The organism is Pedobacter jamesrossensis (assembly GCF_042650905.1).
Classification (GTDB): Bacteria; Bacteroidota; Bacteroidia; order Sphingobacteriales; family Sphingobacteriaceae; genus Pedobacter; species Pedobacter jamesrossensis.
Map to the genome: position 1 here is coordinate 13680 of NZ_JBHSBY010000128.1, position 20216 is coordinate 33895.

General features: G+C 33.8%; 11 protein-coding genes. 4 read left to right on the top strand and 7 right to left on the bottom strand.

Annotated elements, in window-relative coordinates; genetic code table 11:
* Nucleotides 1-1170: a glycosyltransferase family 2 protein gene (locus tag ACFOUY_RS14010; protein ID WP_378961457.1), complete on the top strand. Its 1170-nt coding sequence runs from the start codon at nt 1-3 to the stop codon at nt 1168-1170.
* A 29-nt stretch (nt 1171-1199) separates the two neighbouring features.
* Here the strand turns inward: ACFOUY_RS14010 and ACFOUY_RS14015 are convergent, their stop codons facing one another.
* From ACFOUY_RS14015 to ACFOUY_RS14045, 7 genes are all read right to left on the bottom strand, one after another.
* Nucleotides 1200-2051 carry an FkbM family methyltransferase gene (locus ACFOUY_RS14015; RefSeq protein WP_378961458.1) on the bottom strand — a complete coding sequence of 284 codons (852 nt, stop codon included), beginning with the start codon at nt 2049-2051 and terminating at the stop codon, nt 1200-1202.
* Between the two features lie 77 nt (nt 2052-2128).
* Nucleotides 2129-2962 carry a cupin-like domain-containing protein gene (locus ACFOUY_RS14020; RefSeq protein ID WP_378961459.1) on the bottom strand — a complete coding sequence of 278 codons (834 nt, stop codon included), beginning with the start codon at nt 2960-2962 and terminating at the stop codon, nt 2129-2131.
* A 105-nt stretch (nt 2963-3067) separates the two neighbouring features.
* A complete protein-coding gene (locus ACFOUY_RS14025) occupies nt 3068-3745 on the bottom strand; it encodes a 4'-phosphopantetheinyl transferase family protein (protein ID WP_378961460.1) in 678 nt (225 codons plus the stop codon).
* A 23-nt stretch (nt 3746-3768) separates the two neighbouring features.
* Nucleotides 3769-7788 (bottom strand): non-ribosomal peptide synthetase, encoded by a 4020-nt coding sequence (locus ACFOUY_RS14030; protein ID WP_378961461.1) that lies wholly within the window; start codon nt 7786-7788, stop codon nt 3769-3771.
* Between the two features lie 6 nt (nt 7789-7794).
* Complete coding sequence (locus tag ACFOUY_RS14035) at nt 7795-14439, bottom strand: amino acid adenylation domain-containing protein (RefSeq protein ID WP_378961462.1); 6645 nt, start codon at nt 14437-14439, stop codon at nt 7795-7797.
* An 802-nt stretch (nt 14440-15241) separates the two neighbouring features.
* Entirely contained in the window at nt 15242-16078 is an 837-nt protein-coding gene (locus ACFOUY_RS14040) for an MBL fold metallo-hydrolase (protein ID WP_378961463.1), read from the bottom strand.
* A gap of 55 nt (nt 16079-16133) precedes the next feature.
* The gene (locus ACFOUY_RS14045; protein ID WP_378961464.1) at nt 16134-17156 is read right to left on the bottom strand and encodes a LacI family DNA-binding transcriptional regulator; all 1023 of its coding nucleotides are present in this window, start codon (nt 17154-17156) and stop codon (nt 16134-16136) included.
* Nucleotides 17157-17587: 431 nt separating this feature from the next.
* On the opposite strand from ACFOUY_RS14045, the gene ACFOUY_RS14050 reads away from it, so the two are divergent.
* The 3 genes from ACFOUY_RS14050 to ACFOUY_RS14060 all read left to right on the top strand — a co-directional run bounded on the left by ACFOUY_RS14050 (nt 17588) and on the right by ACFOUY_RS14060 (nt 20215).
* Nucleotides 17588-17842: a carboxypeptidase-like regulatory domain-containing protein gene (locus tag ACFOUY_RS14050; protein ID WP_378961465.1), complete on the top strand. Its 255-nt coding sequence runs from the start codon at nt 17588-17590 to the stop codon at nt 17840-17842.
* Nucleotides 17802-17999, top strand: a complete 198-nt coding sequence (locus ACFOUY_RS14055; RefSeq protein WP_378961466.1) for a hypothetical protein — start codon at nt 17802-17804, stop codon at nt 17997-17999. Before ACFOUY_RS14050 ends, ACFOUY_RS14055 begins: the two co-directional genes overlap by 41 nt.
* A gap of 386 nt (nt 18000-18385) precedes the next feature.
* A complete protein-coding gene (locus tag ACFOUY_RS14060) occupies nt 18386-20215 on the top strand; it encodes a glycoside hydrolase family 2 protein (protein ID WP_378961467.1) in 1830 nt (609 codons plus the stop codon).
* The last annotated feature ends 1 nt before the right edge of the window (nt 20216 follow it).

Genomic DNA, 20216 nt, shown 5'->3' on the forward strand with positions numbered 1-20216 from the left:
ATGATTATAGCTTTCTGGATTTCTTTATTCGTAATTATCTACACTTTTGTAGGTTATGGTTTTGTGTTGTTTTTTCTGGTGCGTATAAAAAGAGTCTTTAAAAAGCGCTTTTCATTTAGTGATAATGCAGAATTGCCAACGGTAACGATATTAATAGCGGCTTATAACGAAGAGAACATTATAGAAGAGAAAATTAAAAATACACTGGAGCTGGATTATCCAAAAGATAAAACTCAAATTATATTTATTACAGATGGTTCTTCAGATTCTACACCAGCTAAGATTGCATTACACCAAAATGTTTTGCTTCTTCATAAAGATTTAAGAACTGGTAAAATGGCTGCTATTAAAAGAGCAATGCCATCTGTCGCCAATGAAATTATCGTTTTTACTGATGCAAATACCTTTCTTAATAAAACGGCAATAAAAGAATTAGTAAAACATTACCAAAACGAAAAGGTAGGTGCAGTTGCGGGCGAGAAAAGAATTATGGTAGAGGAACTTGCCGATGCGAGTTCAGCGGGTGAGGGGTTTTACTGGAAATATGAATCGTTATTAAAGAAGTGGGATTACGAATTATACTCTAATGTAGGTGCAGCTGGAGAATTATTTAGTATTAGAACAAAGTTATATCAACCTGTAGAAAGTGATACAATTATAGACGACCACATGATTGCAATGAGAATTGCAGAAAATGGCTATTTAATAGCTTATGAGCCTGAAGCTTATGCAATGGAAACAGCCTCAGCCAATACAAAGGAAGAGTTAAAAAGAAAAGTTAGAATCGCCGCAGGAGGGATACAATCGATATTAAGACTTAAAAAAGCTGCCAATCCTTTTTATTACCCTGTATTAACTTTTCAATACTTATCTCACCGCGTTTTAAGGTGGACTGTTACACCTTTTCTACTAATTGCTGCATTAATACTTAATGTAATTATTGTCTGTAAAACAGATTTTTTTTTCTATAAAGCTGTACTTATCGCACAAATTTTATTTTATGCATTAAGTTTATTAGGTATGTTTTTCGAAAGAAAAAATATAAGGATAAAGGCATTCTTTATCCCATATTATTTTTGCGTAATGAATTATGCAGTAGTGGCAGGAATTATTCGTTTTTATCGTAAAAACCAAAGTGCAGCTTGGGAAAAATCGCAAAGAAAATCTTAATCGCTTTTCAATTAACCCGAATTAAAAGTTTACTCTTTTGATTTTAATAATTCGTAAACATCTTTTCGTACAAACGTTCGTTTCATCATGTAGGTAGAATGAACTAAAACATAGCCTGCTTTTAGAAGCTGGCTGCACGATTTTTTAATTCTCATTTTATGAGATAAGCCCTTTGCGTGATAAACTTCGTCAAATTCTATACAAATTACTTTGATATCAAGCTTGTCTTTAACTATTGTATCAATCACTGTATATTCTGCACCTTCTATTTCAATTTTTACTAAATCAACCGTTTTGTGGTTAAATTCTTTCATAAAATTCGATAAGCGGTCTACTGGCGCCTCTATATACTCTCCAGAATCTTGAAAAAGATAAACAGAATGGGAGATGTAGTTATCTAATTTTGGCGCATAAAACTTCAATACCGTATTTTCGTCCCAAACACCTCTATTAACGTATTTGATTTCATCCAATTGTTTGGCAGTTGCCCGATACATAAAGTTTTCATCATCAAAAACACCAAAGGTCTCACCTCTTGCAACAAATTCTTTGAGCTTAATAAAATAATTAATACCCTCAGGCATTGGATCGAAAATGAAAATCTTTGAATCGTATAAAACTTTCAGTTCAGTATCAAAAGAAATATCCTCACCAGCCCCAATGCAATAACATACAGAATCTTTATTTAGAAAGCCATCAGGAACTTTATAGCCGTGATGTTCTGAACCTACATGAACCAAGTTTTGAAGTGGTTTAACATCAGATTGAGGGTGGAATTTGATAATTTTTTTTGCAATTTCCTTTATAGCCTTCATAGTATTTTCGGTATAATATAATGATTTTTGAAGTACAATTTTTTTAGCTAAATACTTTTGATTCAACAATTACAGTATTTAACTTATATTTTAAGTATTAACAGTTATAAAATTATAGTAAATAGAAGTTTTTAGGTAGATAACTATTTTAAATTATCACCCATTTTACAGCCAACCCATGCGTAACTATGCATCATTACGGCTCTCATCAAACCTTCCCGGCGTCTAAAGTCCCAAACGTCTTTTAAAAATGGTTTGTAATTTTTAGAGTTTAACTGATCGAAGGCGACTGAAATTGTAGCTGTTAAAGAATAGGCCGAATGCCAGGTTCCAAAAGGAATAAATAATGTTTCGCCGGCCCCAACCGTGAAATTTATTGGGGTTGCATTTTTGTAGAGCGGAAATTTATCGTAATCAGGTTCAAAAATATTCACTTCTGAGCGCCAAGGATCATCAGCTTTTGGGTAAAGAAATTCTTCTTGTCCTCTTGGAAATACTGTGAATTGTTTGTCGCCATACAATTGAGTAATCCAGGCATTTAAGTGATAATAATCAAGATGTAAATAAGGGAATTTACCACCAGGTCCACCAATAAAAAGCTCAGTTGCACTTCCCCAATATCCTTTTTTAAACCATTTGCTTTCTAACCAATTTGGAAGTGCATAATTTAAGTTCAAAGGATCTATAAGTGGTAATAGCTCAGGTAATTCTTTCGAAATATTATATTTTAACGGATAAGGGGCAGGGTTACTTTCTGTACTCGCTTCAACTAAATCCATGGCTTCTTTCATAGTGTATGTTTTTCCACTTTTTTCGAGCTTTCTATCTCCGTAATTTGATCTAAACCAGTCTGGGGTAAATAAACCTTTAGCTTTCCATACACTTGCTGCATTTTTGAAAACTACCGGAATGCCTGGTTCATAAAATTCTTTTATAAATTCTTGATGAGAAATGTTATCAACTCTTTGAATTTCCATGGGGAGTAATGGTTGTTTTAGAATACAATTATAATTATAAAATTTGTTTAAAAATATGTTATTTAGTAAGATAGCTTACTGAATATATTGATTTTTTATGTTTTATTAAACTTTTAAATCCCAGTATTTGTAATGATAATTTGAGTTTTTAACAGCTAAACTGAGCAGATAATTATCCTCTACCTTGTAGCTTTTCAGTTTGTAAATTGAACCAAATCTTTCTACAAATTCCTTTGAACAATCAATGGAATTTAGGTTGTCAACTAAGCCTTCTCCAGTTGCTTTAAGAAGCGCTTCTTTTCTTGTCCAAAATGTATAAAAATTTGTTGTGTTAATTATTTTTTCAATTTCAATTTTATTAAAACACTCTGGCAGTAACGATTCGAAGTCAAAATTTGCTTTAATTAATTCTATATCCACCCCAACGGGTAATGGACTTAAAACAATGACTACAAAATTGCCACTATGACTAACATTAAAATGGTAATCTTTAAAAAGAGGCTTGTTGTTTTTCGTGAAAGAGAAAATAACATCAGAAGCATCTAATTCGCCCAGCTTTGTTAACAATACCTTAGAAAAAAAAATTCCAATAATAAACCTTCTCTTATCATCATGTTGCCTAAATTTCTCAGCTTTTTGTAATTCGTTTTCTTGAAGAATTTCCCTGCAAGATTTTTCTATTTTTTCATATATATCAATTGAAATTTTAAAAACGTGAATACGATCGGTTTCCAGAATTTTTTCGCTGCAATAATCTTCCCAAATAATACTGTCGGTTATCAAGTTTTTCAATTTAATACGCTTACTTACTTTTGAATGCCATCCAGAACTTCTTGTAACTTTTCTGAAAATACATGTACGTACTTTGGATCAAAAAACTGCAAATGTTCCAAAGGAATATCAACAATGGTTAATTCTCCACCCACATATGGTGCCCAGCCATTAGTATCCATATTCGGTACATAATTCATTTTTTTATCATTGGCTTTAAAAAGATGAACATTTACATTGTATTTTTTTAGCTTATATTTATTTAAAGCAATTTCATGAGTTTTTTGAATTTTATCTAAAACATACTTCGGATTAGATAAATCCATCTTAATCGGGTTAAATTTTTTGTAAAAATTATACATCGATCCAAGCGTAAAGCTTATATTATGGTTTATGTAAGCTTTAGGGTATTTGGATAGGTATAAAAAAGCAGAACTAACTGTTTTAAAAACATGGCTGAAAACTGCAGAAAAATTAGTGTCTTTAATCAGTTTTAAATAACTATCTCCATCATAGTAAGTATCAAGAAGGCCTAAGAATAAAACATTTTTGTTCATCTTTTGAAGCTGATGAGCCATTTCCAAAGCAATGGTTCCGCCAGAGGAATAACCCATAATTAAATACGGCCCATTTGGGTTTTCCTTTAAAATTTCCTGAATGTAACCAGCTGCAATATCTTCGATAGTCGTAAAAGGATCTTCTTCAGGATTTAATCCTCTAGGCTGAAGACCATATACAGGTTGATCTTTATCGATTTCGCCTGCAAGGCTTTTAAAAATGATAATGTTCATTCCTTGCCCATGAATGATGTATAGGGGAGGTCTATTTCCTGATTTTTTAATCGGAATTAGCGAGCCCCATGTTATTTCCTGCTTTGTTTTATTTAGTTGTAATGCAAATTTTTCAATGGTTGAGTTATCAAATAAAATAGCAAGCGGCAAGCGTATTCCGGTTTGCTTTTCAATTTCAACCATCACTTTAATTGCAATCATAGAATGACCGCCAAGTTCAAAAAAGTCGTCAGTAATGCTAATTTTATCTAGCTCTAAACTTTCTGCCCAAATTTTTGCTACAAGTTCTTGCTCTCTATTTCTTGGTTCAACAAAGGTGTTTTTATCAACTTGCTCACTAACATCATATTGTGGGAGCGCCTTTCTATCAACCTTACCATTTGAGGTTAGCGGTATATTATCTAACTCAATTAATATACGGGGAATCATATATTCTGGTAGTTGGCTTCTTAAAAATGAAATTATACTTTCCTTATCAAGAACATTTTCCGTAACCAGATAAGCAACTAGTTGTTTCTCATCACCATCCGAATCTGTTGTTAGAACTGCAGATTGTTTTACATTTGGGTGTTTTTGCAAAATATTCTGTATTTCACCCAATTCAATACGATTGCCTAGTATTTTTACCTGATCATCAATTCTACCCAAATATAAAATATTTCCATCAGGTAGCCACTTAACTAAATCACCTGTTTTGTAAATTCTATTATCTTCAAAATTAGTATTAGGATTTTGGATAAACGATTTTTGAGTCAGTTCATCATTATTTAGATAACCTTTTGCGAGTCCATCACCACCAATATGAAGCTCTCCTGGAACACCAACGGGGCAGTATTTTAAGTGTTTATTTAACACATGAATTGAAGTGTTTGAAAAAGGTTTTCCAATCGGTATAATAATAGGATAATCATAATCCTTATCTACAAGATGTACTAATTTTCCTATTGTTGTTTCTGTAGGGCCGTAATGATTAACGATTTCGCATGAAGCATTTAACGCTTTTATTTGTTTGATATACTCTGCAGGTAATGCCTCGCCGCCGAACATTAAAATTTTATCCGAGGTAAGCAGTTTGCCTTTGTGATTTAAAAATTTCCAGTGAGAAGGAACGACTTTTAAAAAATCTATCGTGTTTTGATTAAAATATTCGTGAATATATTCTGGGTTATTAAATCTATCTTTAGCAAAAAGATGTAGTGAAGCGCCTAAAGTTAAAGCACTAAACAACGTTGTGTTGCCTAAATCTGTAGAAATTGCAGAACCTAATGCAAAATTTTTACAATTTTTTAAGCTGGTTAATTTTGTTTTCAAACCGAATAAGTAATCTACAATTGCGCTATGCGGAATCATAACACCTTTTGGATTTCCTGTAGAGCCGGAAGTATAGATAATGTAAATTAGAGCTTCAGGACTTATAGAAACTGAAGGGTTTTCTTTTTTTGCTTGCCACACTTGATGATTAGCATCATCAAGACATATTATATCGCCACCAAAAGATTCGCTTATCTTTTGGTAGCTCATTTTATCACTAATTACGAAATTACCTTGCGATTCATCTGTTAAGAATTTTATTCGCGAAGAAGGATATTCTGGATCGATCGGTACGTACGCTGCACCTGTTTTTAGTATTCCGAAAATACTAATAACGGTTTCTAAAGATGAATGAATACAAATCGGAATTAACGTACCCTTTTTTAAACCAGCATCAATTAAATAATTTGCTAACTGATTGGATTTAATGTTCAGTTGCTCATATGACAAAGACTTTCCTTCAAAAACAACAGCCGTTTGGTTTGGGGATTCGTTTACCGTTTCGTTAAATAAATCAACAATTGTTTTCTCTTTTGGATAATCACAGTGTGCAGGGGTTATTTCGGGGAAAGGATTAGTATTAGATTGCGTATTACTGATTAAAACCTGCGGATTTGATGTTATATTCGATAATAACGAAACGAAATCGTTCATCATTCTGTTTATCGTTTCAGATGTAAAAAGCTGTGTATTATAAGCCCATTCAAAAATCATCGAATCTTTTGAACCATTTACATTCAACGAAATCTCAAAAGTTTGACAAACCCTTGGATTAGAAATAATTTTATGTGTTAATCCCGAAAAATTAACGGCATCGTCCATTCCTCTATCCACATTAAAAACCACTGGAACTAAAGGAATATTAGCTTTGTTCCTTTTTATATTAAGTTTTTTAAGTAATTCGCTAAAGGTTAATCGTTGATGATCGTAAGCATCTAAAATTTCATTTTTCCGTTTTAATAAATAATCTAAAAAGGTAGCATTTGGATCTATTTTACTGCGAAGGGGTAGTAAATTTACACAGTGACCTACAAGGTTTAAATTTTCTGATGCCAGTTGACCAGCAGATGGTAAACCTAATACAATTTCCTCTTGCCCAGTTTGGTTATATAAAAATACTTCGAATGCTGCGATTAATGTTGAAACAACACTGCTTTTTGCCTTAACAGATAGGTTTTTTACAGAATTGTACAAAGCACTATCTACAACATAATCATTTCTTTTACCTTCATATGTTCTGGTGGTTGGTCGGCTAAAATCTAAGGGCATATCCAGAACAGGAATGTTATTTTTATACTGATTTAACCAAAACTGCTGAGTTTCATAATATTCATCAGTTTTACTGAAAATAACTTGTTCTAAAGCGTATTTACTGATTTGATCTGGTAAAGCAAGTGTAGATTTTATTCCACTAAGAGTAATATTATAACAATTACTTAAATCTTCAAGAATGATTCCTAACGACCAGCCGTCTCCAATAATATGATGAATAATAATTGTAAAATAGTGAGTTTCCTCATCTAACTTATGAATGAATATCTTGAAAAGTGCATCATCATAAAGGTTAAAAGGTACACCGACTTTTTCAGTCACAAAATCCTTTAGTTTGGCAGGTATTAAAGCGGAATCGATGTCAGAAAAATCGGTAAATATAATGTCGTTATCTACCTGATTATATACAATTAAATTTTCTCCATCTTTAGAAACATTCGCTCTTAAGGCCTCATGACGAGAAGTAACGAGCTTAACTGCTTCCTGAAATGCTCGCAAATTAAATCTGCCGCTCAATTGAAGAGAAATAGATTCGTTATAGGCTAAACTAGCAGGATCGCCACCAATAACACATGATAGCCAAATTTCTTTTTGCGATTCATTTAATATAATTACCTTCTCAATTTCCTTTCCTTCTTCGAAAGGATTGTAATCAACCTCAATAAAGTTAGCCTCTGTCATGAATAATTATGTAAGTTTAACTTGAAGATACTTTCCTTCCTGATTAGGGTCTTGTACAAACCAAGCAGGATTTCCTTCTTTATCTTTTCCCAACTTTGCACCTTTTACCGGAGGATTACTGCTATCTACAACTACATCGTTTGCAACATAATTATTATTTGATTGATTTAGTACCGGAAAAAAACCAGCTAAAACCATTTCATCCATACTTTCTACGAAGCAATTAATAATTTTATCAATATCCTGATAAGTTAAGGTTTCTGTTATAAAACATGGGAAACCATCCAATACATGAATTCCTTTTTCACGCATTAAAACAAACATTAACTCACTGTAGGGAATTTCTTCATGATATTTAACTTTCCAGAGTGAGCCGTAATTAGCAACATAAATTGGAAGTTGTCTTTTTTCGAATTCATCGTTCACGCCTTTACTCAAATAAGCACCTTTTTCGTTCAGCTCTTGCTGTAAAGCAGGTCCCTTTTCTTTCATGTAGTTAAGTGACGCTTTAGCTGATGCCAAAGCAAGCGGATGACGCACAAAGGTTCCTGCGAAATAGGTAACGCCAATTTCTGGATAAGAGTTATCGCCATATTCCCAATTTCCACCATCCAATGCATCCATTAAGTTACTTGTACCCGCAATTACACCAATTGGCACACCTGCACCTATAACCTTACCATAAGAAGCTAAATCTGCTTTAATACCGAATAAAGCCTGAGCTCCACCTGGATGCATTCTAAAACCTGTAATTACTTCATCAAAAATTAAAGCAATGCCTGCATCAGCAGTAATTGTTCTTACTTTCTTTAAAAATTCTATTGGAACAAATTCTGGCCTCCTACTTTGTACTGGTTCAACTAAAACAGCTGCAATTTCGTCTGCTCTTTCCTTAATTATGGCTAAAGATTCATCTGTTCCATAATCTAAAACAAGTATATTTTGTACGGCTTCTGGCATAATTCCCGCTGCAGCAGGGAATGATTTGAGTTTTTTTGTTCCTCTAACTAAAACTTCATCAATAATACCATGATAAGAACCTGTAAATGCCACAATAAGAGATTTTGCAGTTACTGTTCTTGCTATTCTAATACAGCCTAAAACAGCTTCAGAGCCAGTACTGCAAAGTGCAGCTCTATCAAAACCTGTAAATTCACATATTAATTTACTTACTTCAGCAGCTAGTTCATGCTGAGGACCAACTTCATAGCCTTTATCGATTTGCTCATGCATTGCAGCCTTTATAACTTCAGGCTGGTACCCCAACATACTCGAGCCGAAGCCATTTAAAGCATCAATATATTCGTTTCCATCAATATCCCATAATTTACTGCCTTTTGATTTATTAATAACTATCGGATAAATAAGTTCTTTGGTTGCAGGTCTGAAACCTGATACAACTCTCGGATCGGCCATGTAAGAGCGACTATTTTTTGTGTACTCTTTACTTTTTGAGGTTTTCCTGTTATAACTTTCAACCAAATTGCTAATAAAATCTGTTTGTTTTTGGCTTAAATCCGAAGATTGGCGCTCAATTTTTGGAGTAGCACCAAATGGTTTTTGTATTTCTGCTTTTTCTTCGGCCGAAAGCCCATTATCTGTTGTTTTGCTCAACTCTTGTGGTTTCGCAATATTGTTGGAAACAACCGCTTGTATCGGAGCGGTTTGCATAGGTGCCGGGGCACTACCTTGCATCAACATAACTTGTTTAGATAGTATTTCTAGTTGTTGCGCAATTAAACTGAGTGCACTATCGTTAGCTGGCATTGAAGCCGCATTTTGTTGAATGTATTGAATTGCTTGCTGCGTAGCAATAGGTTGTTGTGAAGCTGCCTGTGCTACATATTGTTGTTCTGTTGCAACATCTGCAGGCGTGTTTTCATCTAAATAATTAACTAAAGTATCTATTGAAGCGTATTCTTCGTTTAATTTTCTAAAAGTAATCGGTAAATTAAACTCTCTTTTTAATGAAATAGCAACTTGAGTTAGTAATAAAGAATCTAATCCCAACTCAAGGAAATTTCTTGCAGAATCAATGTTGCTCATTTCAATACCTGAAGCATCTTCCAATATTTGCTTAACTTTCTCTGTCAGGTTATTTTTTCTCATCACAGTAATATTTAGTGGTATACTTTGTTTGGTTTGCTCGGTTCTGATCTCGTTTATTGTTTCATTATTTTTTGCCGCAACTGCACTTACCCAATATCTCTTTTTATCAAATTGATAGCCCGGAATATCTATAACTCTTCTATTTTGGTTCGCATAGAAATCGTCCCAGTTCGGACTCATTCCATTAACCCACATTGTACCTAGTGCGTTTAATAAGGAACTATATTCATGTTCTTTTGTAGCTAAACTTGATACTGAACTTACTTTTTTTGTTTTAACGGCTGCAATTTGTTTAATTAAGGTTGCCGTTACATTTCCTGGTCCAATTTCAAGAAATAATGGTAAATCCCCATCTATAATAGTTTCTATTGCTTTAGAAAATAGAACGGTTTTTCTTAAATGTAATGTCCAGTAATCAATATCTGTTGCTTCTTCTATCTCAAGTTTTCTCCCAGTAACGGTAGAAACGATTGGTAGCGTAGGAGCAGAAAGTTTTACTTCAGCAACAATTTTTCTAAAGTCACCTAAAATTGGCTCCATCATAGCGGAATGAAAGGCATGACTGGTAAATAATTGCTTATTAGCGATTTCAGCTTGATCTAAAAGCTTGATAAATTCATCAATTTGCTCAAATGGTCCTGCTACTACGCAAACCCTCGGGCTATTAATTGCTGCTATAGATAACTCTCCGAATAATAAACCTTCCACAATTTCACTTTTTTCTCTTACAGAGAGCATAGCGCCCGAAGGTAGTCCACTGATTAATCTTCCTCGGTTAGAAACTAATTTTAAACTATCTTCTAAAGTGAAAATTCCTGCAAGTTGGGCCGCAACATATTCGCCCACACTATGGCCGCAAAGTATTGTTGGGTTAATTCCCCAGCTTATCCAGAGTTTAGCTAAAGCATATTCAGTTACAAAAAGTGCTGGCTGAGTGTATTTTGTGTCTTTTAGCTTATTAGTTGCATCTTCTGATGCATCATCAACATAAATTATTTCCCTGATGTCAGTATCTATATATTTTTTTAAAATACCAGCACACTCATCTATTGCGGCTTTATAAACAGGTTCTTGCTGGTAAAGCTCAAAACCCATATTTAAGTATTGCGCACCTTGACCAGGAAAGGTGAAAACTAATTCTCTTGGTAGTTCATTAAGGGTATTGTCGTTTATAACGTTCGATTGTTCTAATAATTCTTTAAATTGATTAGTAGAATCAGCGACTAAAAATCTACGATATCTAAAGTCATTTCTGGTTTTTTGCAACGTGTAAGAAACATCAGAAAGCTCTGTATCAGGATGTTTATCTAAGTAAACAGTAAGCGCCCTTGCGTAGTTTTCTCTACTATTTTCTGAGTTTGCTGACCAGGTAATAAGTGCAGCAGGCATTTTTTCTGCAGCTTCTTCGATTGTATGCTCGTATCCTTCAAGTATAACATGAACATTTGTTCCACCAACACCAAAAGAGCTTACACCGGCAATTCTTTTACCATCAGTTTCCCAATCAGCAAATGTATTGTTTACATAAAACGGACTGTTTTTAAAATTGATATTTCGGTTTGGTATGGTGTAACCTAAAGATGCAGGAAGCTTTTTGTGTTGCAATGCCAAACATGTTTTTATTAAACCTGCAACACCAGCAGCATGTGTTAAATGACCAAAGTTGCTTTTGACAGAGCCTATAGCACAGAAATTGTTTTTGTCTTGTGGGCCAAAGGCTTCAACAAGACCTTCAAATTCAATTGGATCGCCAATAGGGGTGCCCGTTCCGTGTGCTTCAACATAACTTATTTCCGAGGACTCTATTCCTGCGTCTGCAATTGCATCAGCAATGGCACCCGCCTGACCTTCGATACTTGGCGCAGAGAAACTGCCTTTACCAAAACCATCGTTGTTGATTCCAACTCCTTTTATAACAGCATAAATTTTATCCCCATCCTTTAAAGCATCGTCAAGTCGCTTTAATAAAACAGCTCCAACACCATCGCTAAAAACAGTTCCAGTTGCATTATCGTCAAATGGAGCACAGTGCCCATCAGCACTTAGCATACTGCCTTCCTGATAAATATGTCCACTATTTATTGGTGCGGTAATACTTGCTCCACCAGCAATAGCAATTTCACATTGATTTGTACGTAAGCTGTTTACTGCCGTAGCAATAGCTAAAAGAGAAGTTGAACATGCTGAGTTTACGCTTACCGCAGGCCCTTTTAAATTTAAGTGATAAGCAGTTCTCGAAGCAAGATAATCTTTATCATTAACAGATAAAACCTGTGTTTTACCTTGATTGTTTATTAAGGTTGGATGGCCTAAAACATTGTTTTCGTAATAGGTATTGTTTCCATTACCTGCAAATACTCCAACTTTAGCATTGTGTTTAGAAGACAAATAACCCGTTTTTTCCAGCAACTCATGAGAAACTTCTAAAAAAACGCGTTGTTGAGGATCCATTAATTCAGCTAGCTTTGGATTTATGCCAAAAAATGCCGGATCAAATTTATCAGCATCATTTATAATACCCCTTGCCTTAACATAATTCGAATCATTTCTAAATTCTTCGGGTATACTATCATCTAATTCACATTCAGAAAAGAATGTTGTGGTTTCTCTACCTTCCGATAAAAGGTTCCAGAACTCTTCAATGGTATCAGCGCCAGGAAACCTGCCCGATAGACCAATTACAGCTATATCTTTTGTATTATTTAATGTTCCGTTTATCTTGCTTATTTTTTGTTTTGAATTGGTTTTATCTAAGTATTTTGCTATTCCAGATATAGTTGGAAATTGATAAAGCCTGGTAACGGGTAAAATATAATTAAATGAAGATTTTAATTCGGCAACGGTTTTTTGAGCCAATAACGAATTACCGCCCAATTCAAAGAAATTATCGTTTACACCGATTTTATCATAACCAAAAATGCTTTTTAAAACTTTTTCAATGTCAATTTCTTTTGGTGACGATGGCTTTTTAAAGATTACGTTCGATTCAGGTCTTTTACTATCTGGTTTTGGAAGCAATTTTCTGTCAACCTTTCCGCTTGTTGTTTTGGGGAATTCAGATAACCATACAAATGCGTCCGGAAGCATATAATCTGGCAAAGATTTAGCCATTAACTCACGAAGTTTATTGCCCTCGTAATTCTCCTTTTCGCCAATTAAATAAGCAACTAAAACTTGTCTCCCTGGTAAATCTTCTCTCAAAACAACAGCAACCTGTTTAATATCTTTTTGCTGAGCTAAAGCAACTTCGATTTCTCCAAGTTCAACTCTATAGCCTCTTATTTTAATTTGAAGGTCTCGTCGGCCTAGAAATTCAATATTTCCATCCGGAAGAATTAATGCAAGATCTCCGGTTTTGTAAATTCTTGTTTGCGATTTTGGTATAACTACAAATTTCTCAGCAGTCATTTCAACCGAGTTTAAGTAGCCATTTGCTAGGCAAACGCCACTAATGCAAAGTTCGCCAATTTCTCCGTCAGGTAATTCTTCTAAATTCTCATCGAGAATTAAAATCTTTGTATTATAGATGGCTTTACCAATATTTGGTAGGCTAGGCCATTCTGATGGCACCCCGGTAAGTTTAAGCTCGGTTACAACATGAGCCTCGGTAGGACCATACTGATTATATAGTATTGAACCTGGAATTTTCGTGAAAAAACTAATCACCTGTGGTGTTACTTTTAACTGTTCACCAGCGGTCATTACCTCTCTTAAAGATGAGGGGAAAATATCGTTTACAATTGCACTTTCTGTAATAGATTGCAAAGCAATAAATGGAAGAAATATTCTATTTACCTCTTGCTCTACAATTAAGTTTAATAGCATGTAAGCATCTAGCCTTAAATCTTCTGAAATAAGAACCAAATGGCCACCTGTAGTTAAGGTAGCAAAAATTTCCTGAAAAGAAACATCAAAACTAAGAGGTGAGAATTGTAAAGTTTTAGTTTTATGGCCAGCTATTGATTTTTCCTTTTGCCATAATAGTAAGTTAACCATTGCCATTTGCCCCATGCAAACGCCTTTTGGGGTGCCTGTTGTGCCAGAGGTATGCAGAATGTAAATCAGGCTGTCTTTTTCTGTTTTAACATCTAAATTTTCACCTGAAAGTTCTTTCGAAGAATTCAATGCATCTTCTACAATTAAAATTTTAGCATCACAATCAGCATATTTCGATGCGTTTTTATTCGAAACCAAAAAGAATTTAGCTTTGGAGTTGGTTAAGACAAAATTGGCTCTATCTTTTGGATAACTTAAATCTACAGGAACGTAAGCGCTTCCTGTTTTAATAATGGCAAGTAAAGCAATAATAGTATCTATCGAACGCTCTGTAGATAGAGCTATACGATCGTTAGGTTGAATATTTTCTTGAACTAAAAAACGGGCAAGTTGGTTAGCTTTTTTATTTAATTGATCATAAGAAAGTGAAGTATTACCAAAACTTACCGCGATACTATCACTATAGCTAGCTACAGCATTATGTATCAAGGTATTTAGCATTAAACTAATGTCGCTTTCTGATGTGTCTTGTTTGGTTGAAAACATATTTTTAAATATTGCAATAGCTTAAAAAATAAAGCTTTATAATAAAAAAATGATGATTACTGTATTTTGAAATTTAATATCATAATGTATTTAGAAGCTTACCATTAAATTTAACAAATTTTATTAATTTTTTCATAAAAAACCATGTCAGATAATGATAGACTATATTTTGCAGAAACATAGAAAAGCGTTGGTGCAAACTGCCAGACTGGGTGGCCTAATCTGTTTTTTCTTTTAGTCATGATTGAGAGCTGTTGACTTAAATTTACATAAAAAAGCATCAAATAAATGATAGTTTTTGTTTTTATCATAATAGGGTAATTCGTTGTTTTTATGAAACAACCAAGGTCTATTTGGTAATTAATTAATTGTTTGGTTGCGTATAAATACATTTCAAATATAGCGAAATGGTATTTACTTATTGTACAAATTATGTTACTAACTGTGGCTATTGTATTATTAATTCTTTTTTAGTATATGACTATGCATGTTAAGTGAGCTTAAAAAATTTCTCATTTTCTAAATGCTTTTATTTAATACTTTAGGGAGAAAAATAATAGCAAGTTTAGAAAAGAGAAAGGGGCTTAAATCCATAAGCCCCGATAAACCAAACAAACTATTTATGAAGTTAAAGTATAACCATCAATAAATTAATTTGTTTTAAAAAAGAGATTAAAATTAATTAATCCCTTTTTTGATGTTAATTTTAAATCGTCCCGTTGATTTATTCCTAACGAAACAAACCTCTTGAAATAATGGCGCTAAAACAATACCTAATACTTGGTATTTTTTACTCGTTTTATTAAAATAGATTGAGTTGAGCAGGTTTATACAAGAGTGGATCGAAATTATATTCTGCAGTAGTACTGGTTAGATTAGAAGTGAAATATACTTCGCTTTCTTCATAACGAGAGGCAACAGCTATATGAGTTTTATCGGCAACATCTTTAAATAACTTTTCTACCAAAGTTGGGTCGTTATTATCTTTCGATAAATGACTAAGTAAAAGATGACTCATGTAGCTTGGCTTGTAGTTAAGAAAAAGATCTAAAGCCTGAGTATTTGATAGGTGACCTTTTCCACTCGTAATTCTCCTTTTCAGATGATAAGGATATCTGCCATTTTCGAGCATTTCGGTATCGTAATTTGCTTCAAGAAATGCAGCATGGCAATTTTTAAACTGCGAAATTAATCGATCGCAAACTGAACCTATATCAGTGAAAACGCCAACCCTCGTATCATTATATTCAATGGTAAAACTAAAAGGATCTGCTGCATCATGAAATTTAGAAAACGCACAAATTTTTAAGTTTCCAATGCTAATTGTTTCTAGGTGGGTAAAGGAAAAAATATTTTCGGTATTTAAAATAAGTTTACTGCTTTTTAATGTGTTTGCAGTTATATAAACAGGAATATTATATTTTTTAGATAATACAGCCAACCCCTTTATGTGGTCGCTATGTTCGTGCGAAATAAAAATTGCTTTAACTTTGTTTATGTTTAAACCAAGCCGTGTCATTCTTTTTTCCACCTCTTTACAGGATAACCCGACATCAATTAACACCGCTTCTTCTGCGTTGCCAATATAATAGCAATTACCATTGCTGCCCGAATTTATTGATGTAAAATATAGTGCCATTTATTAATGCCGAAGATAAAGTTAATTTGTTGCGATGGCAAAGTTTGGGGCAGTTTTACGTTAAATCGTGGATAACAAGTTTGCAATCGACCATTACTTTTTGATAATTCTCCATTTCAATTTCTCTGTTAATTAATTTCAATAAGAGATTGATTGCATTTTCGCCAACAGATTCGGGGTTTTCTTCTATGGAAGCAATAGGCGGAGAGTCGAGATAGCTGATAAAAGAGTTATTACCAAAACCAACACATTCAAATTCATCAAATTTAGGGTGATTAATACCGCGTAAATACTTCACTGCATCAAATAATATTGGCTCCTTAAATGCAACTAAGGCAGTTGGCGTATTTTCCTGGTTAGCAAACAAGTTTTGAATGGCAGCTATGGTGTTTTCTTTATCGAAGTCTGTATAAGCAACTAAAGAGGCATCAAACGAAACCTGATTATCTTTCAAAGCATTAATATACCCATTAAAGCGATCGTGTGTAAAATTAATCATTTTTGGCCCACCCAGATAAGCGATTTTTTTATGACCTCTATCAATCAAGAACTTCGTTGCCTGGTAACAGCCTCGAAAAGTATTACCTAAAACTTTGTGGCAATTAAGATTGAAACTTGGGTTACGGGTGTAATAAACTACTGGCAAGCCTATTTGTTCAAACTGATCGAAGTGCGAAAAATCTTGTGTATGCTTCGAAATGGCTACAATTAGGCCGTCTACCCTGCTTTTTAAAAGCATGTTGGCCAATTGAATTTCCTTTTCTAAATCATCGTGAGATTGCCCTATGATTACATTATAGCCATGTTCCATTGCAAACTGCTCAACACCATAAATACTTCTCGTAAAAAAGTGGTCCAACAGGTTAGGTAAAATAATACCTATGATTCTAGATTTACGTTCCTTTAAGTTAATTGCCGATTTATTTGGCGTAAAGTGTAAATCACGAGCCATTTCCTGAACACGTTTCTTTGTGTATTCATTAATTGTAGGGTAATTGTTAAGTGCTTTGGATACCGTAGATACAGACATTTTCAGCTTTTCGGCTAAAAATTTTAATGTAACGGGCGTATTATTCATCTTTTTTTCCGATCTCCATGCATAGTTAAGAAAAATTTTTGGAAATTATTTCAAACGTTTGAAATACTATTCAGGTTAATTTTCGCCCTTTTTAACCCAATAACAGTGATTTTATAAATTACTGTTTTATACATTCGTTAAACAGTAATTATAACTAACCAAGTAACTATGCTTAAATTATTATTCAAAATTAAAGGAAGTAAGGGGATTATCGACTTCTAAATTTCTTATCCAAAAAAATCAACCTTAAAGCTAAGGGTGATTGTCCTGTAAATTTTAATAAACATCAATGTGGTTAAAAAGGCCATCGAGGATTTTTTTTGCAAATTTTTTTAAGAATAAAAATCTTTCTATCCTAAACAAAAAATTTAAAATAAAATAGATAAATAATTAATTATGAGTAAACTATATACTTTAAATAGGAGTTTTCAGTGTCTAAATCTGAATGTTTTCAGAATGGAAGATTTCTGTATTCTTTAGCTTTCTTTATGCTGTTTTCGTGTTTCGCGGCTTTTGCGCAAACTACAATTTCCGGTACGGTAAAAGATGCTGGCGGTTTGGTTATGCCTGGGGTAAGCATTAAGGTTAAAGGAAGTCAAAACCTAACGGTTACTGACGATAATGGTAAGTTTTCGTTAAAAGCAGATGCACGCTACAAATGGTTTATACTCGCTTACCTTTCCTAAAGCGGTTACTAAAATAGATACCATTTATGTTAAGGTATTAAATAGTTCGGTTGCTGGTACAAGAAAAATAGAAATCGATTTGGTGCAAAATACCACCGAACAGTATACCGTTGGTACTTTTACGCAAGCTTTTAAACGCTTTGTTGAAGTAAAATAAAAGCGAGTAGAAAACTCGTTACTTAAGGCCGCAATAGCCTTAATTTCGGGTTAATGAGAATAAAATCAATATATTTGAAACTCAGTTATACTTAGAGGCTGTATCAAAATTAATTTTGAAGGACTATTAGCAGAATAATATTTTGAGCGGTCGTCATTCACGTGAAAACGGGAATCGTAAAGCGATAGAAAGGTTGTGAAATAAAAGCCTTTTAAAGCCCTAAGATGCCCAGTCAAGCTGAGCATGACGATGCCGCCAAATTAAATTCTTTTACAATAGCTAATTTTTTTTGTGATAAGCCTCTATTCTACTAACCAAGTTTATTGTTTTATCTCTTGAACTGAAATCAATTAATTGCTTCAGTTCTGCTTAAAAATTAAATGATTATGCCAAAATTAAAAGTTAGGGTTTTTATAATTTGCTTCACGCTCTTCTCGTCAGTTTGTTTTGCTCAGGTAAGCTCTATTCAAAATATTCAGGCACGTAAAATTCAAAGTCTTAATGGCAAGTGGAACTACATAGTAGATCCTTACGAAAACGGATTTTACGATTACAGGCACCAACCTTATGATCAATCTAAAACTGGAACAGGCGGTTTTTTTGATGATAAAGAACAGAAAGATAAAAGCGAATTAATAGAATATGATTTTGATGGTTCACCTCAAATGAATGTTCCTGGCGATTGGAATTCTCAATCTGAAAAGCTTGAACTTTATGAAGGTACAATTTGGCTACGAAGAAAATTTAATGCTCAACCCGAAAAAGGAAAACGCTATTTTGTGTATTTCGCTGCGGTTAATTATGAAGCACATGTTTATTTAAATGGTAAAAAATTAGGTACACACAAAGGTGGTTTCACTCCATTTCAATTTGAAGTAACCGGAAAACTTAAAGCTGGTAATAATTCATTGATTGTAAAGGCAGATAATACCAGGAAACCTGATGAAATACCAACTGTAAATACCGATTGGTGGAATTATGGAGGTATAACTCGCGATGTTTATTTAGCCGAATTGCCTGAACATTTCATTGCCGATTATAAAATGCAGCTCGAAAAAGGCAGCAATAATTCCATTAGCTTCTCACTAAAATTAGCCGATTCTTTTGCTGGACAAGATGTTTCTGTTACCATTCCAGAGCTAAACCTTAAAAAAGATTACAAAACAGATAACGAAGGCAAAATTAGCGAAGTTTTTATTTGGAATAACCTTACGCTGTGGTCGCCGGAAAACCCTAAGCTTTATACCATTAATATTAAATCGGCTAATGAAAATATCGAAGATAAAATCGGTTTTAGAACGATAGAAGTACAAGGCGATAGCATTTTACTTAATGGGAAATCAGTTTTCTTCCGTGGAATTTCAATGCATGATGAAAACCCACTTTTACAAGGTCGCTTACGCTCGCAAGGCGATATGCGTATGATGTTGCAATGGGCTAAAGATTTAAACTGTAATTATGTTCGTTTGGCTCACTATCCACATAACGAAGAAATGATTCGTTTAGCTGATGAAATGGGTTTATTAGTTTGGGCTGAAGTACCAGTCTATTGGACAATTAGCTGGGAAAATCCGGTTACTTATGCAAATGCAAAGCAACAGTTAACCGATTTAATTTCCAGAGATAAAAACAGAGCAAGCGTTGTGGTTTGGTCTATCGGTAACGAAACGCCATTAAGTGCGCCAAGACTTAGTTTTATGAGTAATCTGGCAGAAACAGCACGCTCGCTGGATGATACAAGATTAGTTGCTGCGGCACTTGAAGTTCATCGCGAAGGAAATACAATGATTTTAAATGATCCACTTGGCGAAAAAATTGATTTAGTAAGCTTTAACGAATATGCAGGCTGGTATTTTGGCGGTGTGCCTAGTGAAATTACTAAATACAATTTCAATATTAAATACAATAAACCAGTTGTAATTACCGAGTTCGGTGGCGATGCCTTAGGTGGCTTCCATGCCGATGAAAATACAAGATGGAGTGAAGAATATCAGGAAGCTTTATATAAAAACCAGTTAATTATGCTTGGTAAAATTCCGGCACTTCGCGGAATAATTCCATGGATTTTAACTGATTTCCGTTCGCCAAGAAGGCAACACCCAGTTTACCAGAATTTTTGGAATCGTAAGGGATTAATGAGTGAAACTGGGAAAAAGAAAAAAGCATATTTTGTGCTTAAAAACTTTTACGATCAAATGCAGGCAAAATATAAATAAG